11 protein-coding genes are annotated in these 12,892 nt (G+C 66.1%); all 11 read right to left on the bottom strand.

The genetic code is table 11. From position 1 onward, the window contains the following. Complete coding sequence (locus AAHB17_RS16425; protein WP_342131718.1) at positions 1-2,250, bottom strand: O-linked N-acetylglucosamine transferase family protein; 2,250 nt, start codon at positions 2,248-2,250, stop codon at positions 1-3. Positions 2,251-2,265: 15 nt separating this feature from the next. After that, positions 2,266-3,132 carry a class I SAM-dependent methyltransferase gene (locus tag AAHB17_RS16420; protein ID WP_342131717.1) on the bottom strand — a complete coding sequence of 289 codons (867 nt, stop codon included), beginning with the start codon at positions 3,130-3,132 and terminating at the stop codon, positions 2,266-2,268. Then, positions 3,129-4,361, bottom strand: a complete 1,233-nt coding sequence (locus AAHB17_RS16415) for an ABC transporter ATP-binding protein (RefSeq protein ID WP_342131716.1) — start codon at positions 4,359-4,361, stop codon at positions 3,129-3,131. The genes AAHB17_RS16420 and AAHB17_RS16415 overlap by 4 nt, the downstream gene beginning before the upstream one ends. After that, a complete protein-coding gene (locus AAHB17_RS16410; protein ID WP_342131715.1) occupies positions 4,358-5,182 on the bottom strand; it encodes an ABC transporter permease in 825 nt (274 codons plus the stop codon). The genes AAHB17_RS16415 and AAHB17_RS16410 overlap by 4 nt, the downstream gene beginning before the upstream one ends. A 28-nt stretch (positions 5,183-5,210) precedes the next feature. Further along, positions 5,211-6,035, bottom strand: coding sequence for a peptidylprolyl isomerase (locus AAHB17_RS16405; RefSeq protein WP_342131714.1), 825 nt, complete (start codon positions 6,033-6,035; stop codon positions 5,211-5,213). A gap of 139 nt (positions 6,036-6,174) precedes the next feature. After that, positions 6,175-7,548 (bottom strand): cell surface protein, encoded by a 1,374-nt coding sequence (locus AAHB17_RS16400; protein ID WP_342131713.1) that lies wholly within the window; start codon positions 7,546-7,548, stop codon positions 6,175-6,177. A gap of 284 nt (positions 7,549-7,832) precedes the next feature. Beyond that, the gene (locus AAHB17_RS16395; protein ID WP_342131712.1) at positions 7,833-8,261 is read right to left on the bottom strand and encodes a hypothetical protein; all 429 of its coding nucleotides are present in this window, start codon (positions 8,259-8,261) and stop codon (positions 7,833-7,835) included. A gap of 60 nt (positions 8,262-8,321) precedes the next feature. Continuing rightward, positions 8,322-10,625, bottom strand: a complete 2,304-nt coding sequence (gene gspD, locus AAHB17_RS16390; RefSeq protein ID WP_342131711.1) for a type II secretion system secretin GspD — start codon at positions 10,623-10,625, stop codon at positions 8,322-8,324. 20 nt (positions 10,626-10,645) lie between these two features. After that, a complete protein-coding gene (locus tag AAHB17_RS16385) occupies positions 10,646-11,284 on the bottom strand; it encodes a hypothetical protein (RefSeq protein WP_342131710.1) in 639 nt (212 codons plus the stop codon). Continuing rightward, positions 11,284-11,835 carry a type II secretion system protein GspM gene (gspM, locus tag AAHB17_RS16380; RefSeq protein ID WP_342131709.1) on the bottom strand — a complete coding sequence of 184 codons (552 nt, stop codon included), beginning with the start codon at positions 11,833-11,835 and terminating at the stop codon, positions 11,284-11,286. Before gspM ends, AAHB17_RS16385 begins: the two co-directional genes overlap by 1 nt. Next, on the bottom strand, positions 11,832-12,890 hold the full coding sequence (locus AAHB17_RS16375; RefSeq protein WP_342131708.1) for a PilN domain-containing protein: 1,059 nt from the start codon (positions 12,888-12,890) through the stop codon (positions 11,832-11,834). Before AAHB17_RS16375 ends, gspM begins: the two co-directional genes overlap by 4 nt. Positions 12,891-12,892: the final 2 nt, after the last annotated feature.

Here is a 12,892-nt window from a genome sequence, read left to right as displayed (position 1 = left end):
TCAGGCGCTCAACGCGATGTGCTCGGGCGGCAGGCCTTGCGCGTGGCGCTGCACCATGGCCTCGTACGCGCGTTCGATGTCGCGCGTGAGGCGCGGCGTGTCGAACAACGGGCAGGTGTCGCGCTGGGCCAGCAGGCGCTCGCGCAAGGCGGTCAGGCGCGCCGGGTCCAGCGCCAGCGCCACGGCCAGGGCTTCGTATTCGCTGGTGGTGTGGGTGATCAGTTCGGGCACACCGGCGGCGGTCAGCAGGCTGGCCGCCACACGGCCGGCAAAAGCCTGTCCCTGCAGCGTCAGCACTGGCAGGCCCACCCACAGCGCGTCGCTGGTGGTGGTGTGTGCGTTGTAGGGCAAGGTGTCCAGGAACAGATCGGCGAGCCGCTGGCGGGCCAGGTGCTCGGGCGGCGGCACGCGCTTGGCGAACACGATGCGCTCGCCGGCAACGCCCCGTTTCACGGCCTCGGCGCGCAGGTTCTCCACCACCAGCGGCGTGTCCTCCAGCAGCCACAAGACACTGCCCGGCACCTGTTGCAGGATGCGCATCCACGCATCGAAGGTGGCGGGCAAGATCTTGTAGTTCTGGTTGAAGCAGGCGAACACGGTGCCCGTGTCCGGCAAGCCCGCCTCGGCGCGGGTGGGCGTGTGGGCCACCACACGTTTGCGGTCGTTGGGCTGGTAAGCGTGGGGCAGCGTCACCACCTTTTCGGTGTAGTGTTCGCGCGCCTCGGGCGGAATGACCACCGGGTCCGCGAGGATGTAGTCGACGTAGGGCGCGCCCATCGTGCCGGGGTAGCCCAGGTAGTTGACCTGCACGGGTGCCGCGCGCAGCGCCAGGATGCCGGGGCGCCCGAAGGAGGTGTAGCCGGTCAGGTCCACCAGGATGTCGATGCCCATATCGCGCGCCAGCTGCGCCACCTCGACATCGTTCTTGTCGTTGATGTCGATGAAGTGGTCGAAGCTGGCACGCACACGCTCGTGCATCGTGTCACCGGCCTTGTGCTTGCCACAGTAGAACGCCACCCATTCGAAGCGTTGGTGGTCGTGCAACTCCAGGGTTTCCACCATCAGGCGCCCCACGGCATGGTCACGCAGATCCGCGGAAAGGTAGGCCACCCTGGTCTTGTCGCCAGCAACGCGCGGCGCGATCGCGCCCAGCTGGACGTTCACCGGGTAGCGCGCCTTGGCGGTGCTCTCGGCGGTCAGCCGGTTGACCTGGGGATCATCGGAAATGCCCAGCATGGCGAAGGCACTTGCGTCTTCCAGCTGTCCTGCACGGGAGGCCGCGAGCAAACGATCCAGCCGTGGTTGCAGTTGGTCCCAGGCACAGACCTTGGCCTGCAACGCCACTTGCGCCATCACCCACTTGATGTTGTCCGGTCGCCGCTCCACGGCGGTCTGCACCGCCGAAAGCGCGTCGCGATGACGCCCCACCTTGAACAAGGCCTCGGCCAGTTCTGGATACACCTCGGTCAAGGCGGGCTTGAGCGCGAGCGAGCGCTCGAACGACTCCACGGCCATGGCGTACTGATGCAACTCCACCAGAGCGACACCCCGCCCCCAGTGGGCATCGGCGTAACTGTCGTCAACCATCAGCACTTCACCAAATGCCGCCATCGCCTCCTGAGCCCGCTGCAAGGCCACCAAGGCATGGCCGCGCAGGGTCTTGGCCGACAGGGAGTCCGGCGCCATCGCCAGGGCCTTGTCGGCGCAGTCCAGCGCGTCGTTGGGGAAATGGAAGCTCGCGTACACCTTGCCCTGGTTGCACAAGGCATCGACGTAGTCGGGCTTCAGATCGATGGCCTTCTGATAACTCAGCACGGCGTCGCGGTAGCGGCGCAACCCCAACAGGGCGTTGCCACGGTTGTTCAGCACCTGGGGGCTGTCGGGCACCAGGGCCACGGCACGGTCCAGCACCTCCACGGCCTCGGCAAATCGCTCGCACTTCACCAGCGCGTTGCCCAGGTTGTTGAGCATGGAGAAGTCGCCCGGCGCGTGGCGCACCGCCTCCGAGATCAGGCGGGTCGCCTGATCGAACTGCCCGACCTGTGCCGCCAGCACCCCCAGCATGTGCAAGGCATGGGGATGGCGTGGCGCCAGGGTCAACGCCTGCTTGTACCAACGCTCGGCCTGCGGCAGGTCGCCCTTCTGGTGCGACAGGTAACCGCTCTGGAACAGCAGGTTGGCGTCCATCACCGGTGCCCGGGGCGTCAGCACCGTGGTGCCCATGGTCTTGTTCATCGACTTGTTCGACATAAAAAATCCAGAAACTCAGGCGGTGACAACAAACGCGTCCTGGTTGCCCCAGAAGGCGTCGGGCTGGTGGAACACCTGGGCGCGTGGGGCCACGGCGGCGATGGCCCGTTTCACGTAGTCGGCCGAGGTGTAGGTGGTGCCGTATTCGGCGCCGTCGATGGCGTTCGATTCACTGGAGGCAAAGAAGGCATAGCCGTTGGCGTCCCAGTGGACGCCCGACAGGCGCGCGCACTTTTCGCCGTGGGTGGAGAACACCAGCACACCACCCGGCGCCACCGCCTGATGGAGGCGGGCCAGCCAGGCGCCCCAGGTGGCGTCGGGCAGGTGGCTGAACAGCGACAGCACGAACACCACATCGTAGCGCTCGGGTATGTGCAGCGCGCCGGGCAACGCGGTCGAGGCGAAACCTCTGACCCCGAAATGGTGGCACAGGAATTCGACGCTGCCGGGCACCACGTCGCTGACGGTCAGGCTGCCCGCCGGCAGCACCTGCGCCAGGTGGCGTGTGAAGCGCCCATGGCCGCTGGCGAACTCCAGGAAACTCGGGCAGCGGTACAGGCTCTTGCCTGCCACATCCAGCACACGCTGCAGTTCGGACTGTGTGCGCCAGCCGTCGGACAGGTAGTCGCGCAATGGGTTGCGCGAGGTCGGGTGCGCCGCAAAAAAACGGAAGATGTCGTCGTCGGGCGAGATGACGGCATTGACGCCGGTCCAGTCGGAGAAATTGCCTGGCAAGCGATGCTGCTCGCGCAGGTTGTGTGCCGCCAGGAAGCTGGGCTCCAGGTCCAGCGCCGCGGCCAGGCTGACGCCAGCGCCGGCGGTGTCGTGTTGTGCCAGCTGTTGTTGCGCCTGCACCAGCAGGGCTTGGGCGTGTGGGTTCATGGGTGTTCGGATTCGGATGACTCGGCCCAGGTGTGGGCCAGATGCACATAGCCCAGCTCGCGGCTGTTGCCGCCGACTTCGAAGGGGCGTTCGACATGATCAAACAGACGCAGCCCCTCGGGGTCCATGGCATGCGAGCGCGCGATGTAGCGGCCAGGGAGCAGGGGCAATGAGGTGAAACTGACGGCGTAGTGGTATAGCCCATCGGCGCCACGCCGCAAGCTGTGTCCGTCCATCTCGCTCACCACGCCATAGATGGGCGTGCCATCGGCGCGCACCACCCCCACCGCCACTTGGGGCGTGCGTCCATCGGGTGAATACACGGCGCCCGACACGGTGAGTGCGCCATGGGGCGGCAGCACCAGCGGCTCCAGCGTGTCCTGACCGTTGAGGCGCATGGCCTTGACCTGGTAGGCACCACCGGCCGCCTGTTCGGCGCTGGGCTCGGCCTGCGACGCGCCGGCCTTGGCCACGCGGTCGCGCTCCTCGTGCCAGGCCAGGTAGGCACGTGTCACATCGGCCGCGCCGCCCTGCTGCTGGACCCGCCCACCGTGCAGCCACAGGGCGTGCTGGCACAGTTTCTGGATGTGGTACATGCTGTGCGAGCACAGCAGCAGCGTGCCGCCGTCGCCCAGGTAGCGCTCCATCCAGGCCATGCATTTTTTCTGGAAGGACTCATCGCCCACGGCCAGCACCTCGTCGGTGATCAGCACCTCGGGCGTGACGCTGGTGGCCACCGCGAAACCCAGGCGCACCACCATGCCCGAGGAGTAGTGCTTGATGGGCTGGTCGATGTGTTCGCCAATATCGGCAAAGCCCAGGATGTGGTCCATGCGGTCCTGGGTGGCGCTGCGGCTCAGACCCATGAGGGCGCAGGCCAGGAACACGTTGTCGCGCCCGGTGTATTCGGGGTGGAAACCGGCCCCCAGCTCCAGCAGGGCGCCCACACGGGCCTGGCGCGTCAGGCTGCCGTGGCTGGGCGACACCACACCGGCCATCAGCTTGAGCAGGGTGGACTTGCCCGCGCCGTTCACGCCCACCAGGCCCAGCGACTCACCGCGCCGGATGTCGAAGGACACATCGCTCAGGGCATGAAACACCTGCCTCGGTTCGCGTCCCCTCAGCAAGGACCACACCTGGGCCAGTCGCTGGCGGCCAGGGGGTGCCACCGGGTAATGCTTGCTCACGCCCTGCAGGCGAATGAGAACGTCGTCGTTGGTGCCGTTCACAGCTGGTCTTCGAAATGGGGAGACAAGCGCCGGAACCAGACGTGGCCCGCCCAGCACAGGAGGGCGCCCGCCAACGGCGCGCCAAGCCACACGGCCACACTGGGCCAGCCCTGGCCCAGCCCCGTCTGGCGCACCGCTTCGAGCACGTGGGCCAGCGGATTGGCCCGCATCACCTGGCGCAAGGCCGGTGGCACCAGGGCCATGGGGTAAATGATGGGGGTGGCGTAGAAGAACAGGGTGAGGCATTGCCCCAGCAGTTGCTCGACGTCGCGCAGGAAAACCTGCAAGGCACCCAGAATCAGGGCCAGCCCCAAGGCCGCCAAGCCCAGCACGCCCCAGGCCCACAGCCAAACCGGCCAAGCCTGCCAGTGCACGTCCAGCCCCCACAGCGTGAGCAGCAACAGCACCAGCAGATACCCAGCCGCGTGTACCGCCAGGCTGGCGCAGACACTGCTGTAGACCAGCAACTCGTTGGGAAAGGACACCTTCTTGACCAACGCCGAATGCTGCTGCACCGCCATGCTGCCGCGCAGCAAGGCCTCGGAAAAGGCCAGCCAGGGCCACAAGGTCAACGCCACCGACAACAGATAGGGCTGACCGGCGGGCGCATCGGGCACACGCACCTGGAACACCCACTGGAACACCACGGCATAAATGCCCAGCATCAGCATGGGATGCAACAAGGCCCACACCAAGCCCCCTGCGGTGCCGGCATAGCGGTTGCGCAGCTCGCGCTGGACCAGCGACAGCAGCAGCCAGCGGTGCGACCAGAAAGCAGGCCGATCCGCTGACGGCCTGCTGGACGTCGCCCCTGCGGTCATCTCGCGTGTTGTGCTGGTTTGGTGGGTCTCAGCGTGCGTTCGCCTTGATGAAGGCCTCCAGCACCGCATCATCCACCTTCAGGTCCTTCAGGATGCGATCGCGCTCCTGGACACGTCCGGCGGTGGCCAAGGTGCCCTGGGCTTCGCGCAGCAAGGTCTCCTTGACTTCTTCATAGGGGGCTGGACCTGCCGGCTTGCGCTCCTCCAGCTTGATGATGTGGAAGCCAAAAGGCGACTCGATGAGCCCGCTGAGTTCCCCCGGCTTTTGCAGTGCGAAAGCGGCCTGCTCAAAGGTCGGGACCATGCGGCCCTTGGCAAAAAACCCCAGATCACCGCCTTGTTTGGCGCTGCCCGGATCTTCGGACTTGGCCTTGGCCAGCTCGTCGAAGCTGGCGCCGGCCTTGAGCTGGTCCAGGATGGCCTGAGCGGTCTGGCGCGCCTCGGGCGGGCCGGTCTTGATCAGGATGTGGCGCGCCCGGATTTGTTCGGGCTGCTCAAAACGCTTGGGGTTGGCCTTGTACGCCGTTTGCGCATAGGCCTCGATGTCCTGCTGCTTCGGCAGGTTGGCCTGGTCGATGCGCTGCAGCATCAGCTCAGACAGCACGCGGTCGCGAGCCACGTCCATCATGGCCTGGACCACGGGATCCTTGTCCAGACCTTGCTTCACGGCGTCTTGCGCCAGCACGCGGCGCAAGAGCAAATTGGTCACGTTGGCCTTGACAGCCTCGTTATTGGCCAGCGCGGTCTTGCGCTGCGCCTCGGGCACGCGGGTGAGGTCGGCCGCGAGATCGGTCAGCTGCAGCTTGGCTGCGGGATGGGTGGCCACCACCTGGGCGTGGGCCGACAAAGACACAACGGTACATGCGACGGACACCAGGGCCGCGAACCGGCCGCAAACACGTTGGAACAACATAAAACACTCAACAACAAATGCGAAACACAAAAAAACAAGGCGGGGTTGCCCCCGCCTTGTTCAGATCACAAAACCGCGATTAACGGCTCTTGTGCGGGAAGGCAAAGCCGTAGTTCACAGCGCCGTTGGAAGCGCGCATGAAGCTGGCGCCGATCACAGGCAGACCCACCGTCGAGGTCGCGCCCAGGTTGAAGTCCAGCCAACCATCGGTGTAAGGCACTTCGATGTTGTTGCGAGCAACGGAACCGTCCAGAGCGGAACCGGTGGTCACGCCGCCGTTGTTGATGCTGGTCACAGCTGCTTCGCCGCAGATGTTGTAGCTGGTGCTCACGCCGGGGGAGATCACGAACTGGGTGCTCGTGGTGGTCTCTTCACGGTCCCAAGCACGGAACGACACGCTGCGCAGGCAGATCACGCGGTCCACAACGGTGGTCACGTTGGTGGCGTTGTAGTAGGTCGCGCCAGCGGTGCCGTTGGTGTTGCGCTGCACGAAGGCGGCGGAACCGGTACCGGTGCTGCTGCCAGCGTAGTTGGCGGCAACGTAGTAGCGACGCATCGGCTGCGAGAACAGCAGGTCGGTGACGGCGGCGATGGTGTCGTCGGTCACGTACTCGTTCAGCACCGAGGTGGTGGCCAGCTGGCTGGTGGTCAGATCGCGCTGAGCCACGGCCGAGGTCACGGTACCGGCGTAGGGGGTCGACAGGTCAGGGAAGTCGAACGAAGCGGCCGGCACAATGGCGCCCACCAGCAGAGGATCGGCCGTCACAGCGTCAGACGCGGTAGCGGTGGCATCGGTCTGCGGGAAGAACACAGCGTTGGCGTTGGTGGTGGCCAGAGCCAGAGCCGAACCCGACCATGCGGCGGTGTTGGCTTGGTTCAGGATGATCCAGTCACCAGCCAGACCCGAGGTGGGGTACACCAGGCCAGCAGCCGACATGGCGGTGTAGTCAGCGAAGTCGCTCACCAGAGCTTCGATGGCAGCGCCCGAGCAAGGAGCCACGCCGCTGACGTGCTTCACACGGGTGAACAGATCGCTGGTACCGGTCAGGTCAACGATGTCAGCCATGTTGATGACTTCGATGTAACCTTCGCGGGTTTGGGCAGCGGTGTTCTTGGTGCTGTCCAGACGGTTCACGTTAGCGAAAGCGCCGCTGACGGTCGAGGGGATCGTGCAGGTCTTGTCGCTGGTGGCCAGCTGCGACACGCCATCGGCGTTTTGCGTCACGGCGGCGGTCCAGATGTCGCCGGGCGACATCAGAACCTGGAAGTCATAGATGTCGTCGGAGTTGCCAGCGCCACGGAAACGGACCTTGAGCGCCTTGCCACGCACCGTGTCGGTGTTGACGATGTTGATCAGGGTGGCGTTGTCACCTTGGGTGGTGAAGTAAGGGAACACCAGCTGGTTGCCCAGACCGTCGGAATTGACGGTGGTGGTACCTGCAGTCGGGTTCACGAACACGGCCGCAGATGCGGTACCTGCCAGCACGGAGAGGGCAGAAGCCACACCCAGAGCGATCACATTTCTTTTCATAGAAACTCCAGTTGAAAAAGTTGGTTAGCGCAACTACGAGAGTTGATTACGCTTTTGAATGCTAGCACAGCACACCCCTCGGGAGGGCTGTTGGACCGCCTAGCAAGGTGCGGTGTTGATATTTTACAACGTTGCCGTTTGCTCGATAAGCAATCTCCTCCACGGTTGCGCTAACCAACTTAGCTGGACAGTCACAAAAATGGGTTTCACAGGGTCTCGAACATCCACCACTGGCCGCCGTCGCGGACCCAGGTTTCGCTGATCACGCCCACCAGCGGCATCTTGGGCGCGTTGGGCGCAATGGGACGGCTTTCGATCTCAACACGCGCAATACAGCGTTCTTCGCTTTCACAATCCACGCGCAAGACCTTGGCCGACAACCAGCGCACAGGCACCGACATTTTGCGAACGGTGTAGATCTCGGCCGAATTGAGCTTGCGGTAGGCGGGCGCCGACATTTCGTAAGCACGCTTGTAGTCCTTGGCCAACAAAGCCTGCCACCGCTGGGTGGCCAACTGGCGCACGGTGTCTTGCGGCGGCACCGGCGGCGCACTGGCGCAACCCGCCAGCGCGGCGACGGCCACCACGGTCACACAGAAACGCGACAGCATGTCACGGCGAAACAAGGACGACATGTTCAAGGTGCTGAAAGTCATAGGATGACGTTAAATAAAGTATAGCGGTGAGGTCACCGCTCAAGGCGTAACAGGACGCGTCGGCGGCGCCACGGCGGCCTCGGGCATGGGCAGGGATTGCATGCGGGACCGCAGGTCCGCAGAGACCTCGCGGATCTCGTCGCTGGTGCGCACCACCTGTGGCGTAATTACAACAAGCAACTCGGTGCGTGTCCCGTTATTGGTTTGTTGACCAAACAAGCCCCCAAGGATGGGAATGTCCTTCAGGCCGGGCACACCCGAGTTGCCGATGGTTGAATTGTCACGAATCAAGCCGCCCAGCACCAAGGTTTCGCCAGCCCGAACGGCCACTTTGCTGCCGATTTGCCGTTGCAGAAAGCTGCGCTGGCCCGTGGCGGTATCCACCGCCCCCACGTCGGTAACGGCCTGGTTGAGCAGCATGGTGACCATGTTGCCGGCATTGACCGACGGGGTCACCGACAGGCTCACACCCGTGTCCTTGTACTGGATGGAGGTGGTGACGTTGCCACCTGTGGTGACCGTTTCGCTGGACCTGATAGGTTGCTGATTGCCCACCGCGATACTGGCCGTGTGGTTGTCCAGCACCATCAGCGATGGGCTGGAGATGACTTTCACCAGCGATTTTTCGGCCAACGCATTCAGCACCGCACGAACACCGCCTGCGGAGTTGCGCAGGGTGTAAGAAAAGCCCGCCGGGGTGGAACCCAATACACCACCAGCCACCGTACTCAGCACACCTGAGCCCGTACCACTGCCTTTTTGCTCGTCGAACAGCCACTGCACGCCGTACTTTAGGTCATCCGTCAGCGTCACCTCGATGATGCTGGCCTCGATCAGCACCTGGGTGGGCGAGATGTCCAGCCGCTTGAGCGTGGCTTCGATCTGCTGGTATTCACGTGGCGTGCCGTAGACCAACACCGAGTTGTTGAGTTCGTCACCGATGATGCGCAAACCGCTGGGCAGGGCCACCGAGGTGATGCCGCTGCCCTGCACCGTGCTTTGGCCCGCGCCGGCGGCCAGCGTGGTGCCCGCGCTGGTGGTGGTGCCGGTCGTGCCCACCCGGTTGTTGGTGTTGGTCTGCTGCAGGCCGGGGGCCACACCGCTGTTGGCGCCCTGCGTCTGTGTGCCGACCGCGCCAAACAAACCATTGAGCACATCGGACAGGTGGCGCGCGGCGCCGTTCTGCACCCGGTAGACAAACAGCTGAGGCTCGCTGCCGGAGTTGCCCGGCTTGTCCAGCTTCTCGATCCATTCCCGCGCCTGGTCCAGGTAGGCCGCGCGTGGGGTCACCACGATCAGGCTGTTGAGACGCTCGATGGGCAACACACGCAGGGCGCCATACAGCGGGAAGTTGGTGGGCAGGACGGCCTCGCCACCGGCGGCGGCGGCGCCCGCCGCGGTGGTGGCGCCCACACGGCCGGTGGCCGCTGCCGTGGCGGCGGCCGCGCCCAGGCGGGCGGCACCACCGGCCGCACCGGTCGCGGCTGCGCCCCCTGCGGCCCCCGCGGCGGCGCCGGTGCCGCCCGAAGCCACGTTGAGCAGGCGCAGCGCCGCCTCGACCTCGCGGGTGGTCACGTGCTTGAGCGGAAACACGCCCACGGACATGCCTTTGAGCAGGTCGACGTCGAAGGTGTTGACCAGGTCCAGCCAGCCCTCGGCCTGGGTGCGGCTGCCGACCATCACCAGCAGGTTGCGCACGGTGTCGACCCGCACCACCGCGCCCTCGGGCGCCACGGACCGGATGATGGACGCCATTTCACCGGCGCCGATGAACTTGAGCGGCACCACGATGGCCCCATGGCCCGGCGGCAAGGGCGCGCTGGTCACCTGGCGCACCGCAGGCGATATGGCACGCAGCACCTCGGGCTTGCCCACGTGGTAGGTGCCACGGTTGTCCACCACCATCTGGTAGCCGTTGGCCTGCAAGGCCGCCTCCAGCAGCAGCAGGGCCTGGTCGGCACTCACGTTGTTCTGGGTGGACAAGGTCACCGCGCCGTTGAGCGGCGGGTGGATGATGTGGTCGGCCTTGACGATTTCGCGCAGCACCACATGCACCACGTCGGCCAGCGGCGCGTTCTCGAACTTGAGGCTGGCGGCCGGCCCGGCCACCGGCTTCGGCGGCTGCGGCGACGCGATGGTCTTGTCGTTGCCACGGATCAGGCGGGGCTCGTCGGCGTCAGCGGCCGACGTGCCACCCGGAGCGAGTTGAGCGTCGGCCGTTGCCGGGGCGGCGGCTGCCGGCGTGCCGGTGACGGGCTGCGCATGGGCGCTCAGCGCCAGCAAGGCCGCGCACACACCAACAGCCACCAGGGACGGCGCCAGGGAAAGAGAACGTTTGGACATGGACAGCAATGGAAAACGGGTTAGGGCGTGGCGTTCATGCCGGCACGGGCGCGCAATTCGGCGCGGGCACGCTGGCGTTCACGAAGATCGTTCTGTGTGCGTTCCGCCACACCTGCAGGATCGGGAGCGGCACCACGGGCACCTGCCACGGGCGCGCGGCCAGCGGCGGCGACGGCCGGCAACTCGGGCGCCGCACCCAATGGGTTGTAGGCCAGCATCAGGTCGCGTGACTCGCCATCGCGCACAAAGGTCACCTTGCGACCGTCGATGCCACTGAGCTTCCAGGCACCGATGTTCTGCTCCAGCATGACACGTTTCACCGTGCCGTCAATCTGGGCAATGATGCCGGAGGTTTCTCCACTGATCACACCAAACAGGCGCACGCTGGCCATGGGATCGGGCGGCGGCGCCGGTTTGGGCGGCGGTGGTGGCGGCAGCGGTTTGCGGTCGGGGGTGAACAGCGGGCGGGCCAACAATTGCTCGGGCGGTGCCAAGGACGGGGTGGGCAGCGCGTTGACGTCGGGCACCGCCGGGTCAACCGGCGGCGGCACCTGCCAAGCCACCACGCGCGGCTGGCCTTGCTCATCGACCCAGAGCGAGGTCAGGGCCACGCCCAGCCCCAACAACACCACGAGAAGGATGCGAACAGGCGTGAACATCAGCTGCGCTCCCTCAACACGCTCAGGCGGAACTGGCCTGCCAGGCGCGGGCTCGACGAAGGCGGCGCCAGCCCGGTGGGGCGCAGCGTGACGGCGTCGATCAGCACCGTGGGCTGCGTCGCCCCGAGCGCAAGCAGTGCCGCCTGGACCTGGAACATCTCGCCTTCCACCGCCAGGGCAACGGGAATGCGGTCGAACGGACCTTCTTCCTTGGCCGGCAGCACCTGCAGCGACGACACGGTGAGCCCGCTGCCAGCGAACACCTCGCGGATGCGCTGCTGCGCCTCGTTGCCGGCCTGGTTGGCGTCGACCGACACGTGGTAGGCGTGGCGGCGGATCTGCACCCCGGCTTTTTCGCTGGCTTGCTGAAATTCGGCCTCGCGCGCCAGCAGGCCCTGCAAGCGCGCGTGGCGCGGCTCCAGCTCGGCCAGGCGCTGCGTCGCCCATTGGTGTTTTTGCCAGACATACACGCCGGCCAGCACGACCGGCAGGCACAGCAGGGCCAGCAAGAGGACTTGCCAGACGCGGATGCGGGTGGTGTAGGCGCTCATTGCGGGGCCACCTGCAAAGGCTTGGGATCGAGCGAGAACTCGATCGTGAAGGTTTCCTTGTTCAGGCCGGGCACCTTGACGGCCGCGGTGGGCGCCTTGACATCGACCAGCCCGGGCTGGCTGCCCAGCTGACGCATGAGGTTGGCCGCGTTGTCGGTCTGGCCCGCCAGACGCACCTTGAGCCCCTCCAGCTGGAAATTGGTCAAGAAGGTGCCATCGGGCAACCACCGGGTCACGAGGTCCAGCACCTGCAGCGCTGGCAGCCGCTGGGTCGCGATGCCATTGACCGCGTCGAGCATGCCGGCGTTGCGCACCAGCGCCTCGCGGTGCTGCATGGCGGGCGCGGCCTTGGCCTGCAACTCGGCAAAGTTCTGTTGCGCCTGTAACGCACGCTCACGCAGTTGAAGCGTCGGTGTGAGCGCAATGCCAGCCCCCACAGCCAGGCAGGCCAGCAGCACCAGCGCCGCCAACGCCGCCCACACCGTGCCCGCGCGCTCGCGCCGCCCGCCACCAAAGCCGGGCAGCTGGCGCCAGTGTTCGCGCTGGGCGCCCAGCGGCACCCACACCTCGGGATCCGCCACCTTGCCCAGGCGCGGCGCCTGCTCGGCCAGGTACTGGGCCACGTGGGGGCGCGAGACCAGCGCGGCATGCACCTGCAGCTTGCCCCCTGCAACGGCCTCGGTGGCGTGCACCGCCAGCGTATCGGTCGCGGGAAATGGGCTGATGCCACGCAGCTCCAGCTCGATGGCCGACTGCCGCGTGGCCTCGGCCAGCGGCGGCAGCGTCCATTGGCGGCGCAAGAGCACGTCGTCGGGCAGGACCACGCCCACAAAACGGGCGCGAGCCAGGGCTTTGGCATCGGGCCTGGCTTGCAGCGGACGGGCCGGCCCCGTCCACACGGCGTCGGTGCCGTCGGGCAAGAGCAGGCGCACGGTGGTGGCCGGGGTCAGCCAGCGGCGCCAGGGACCGTGCCACAGGCCCGACCACGCGGCACGCCAGTCGCTGGCGGCGGCGCTGAGGTCTAGGCCAAAAAGGCGGGCTTGGTTTTGAATCATGT

Origin of the sequence: Hydrogenophaga sp. OTU3427 (assembly GCF_038440225.1) — a bacterium.
In the GTDB taxonomy this organism is placed as follows: Bacteria; Pseudomonadota; Gammaproteobacteria; order Burkholderiales; family Burkholderiaceae_C; genus Hydrogenophaga.
The sequence above is the reverse complement of the archived record's forward strand: the minus strand, read 5'-3'. Positions and strand labels throughout refer to the sequence as shown.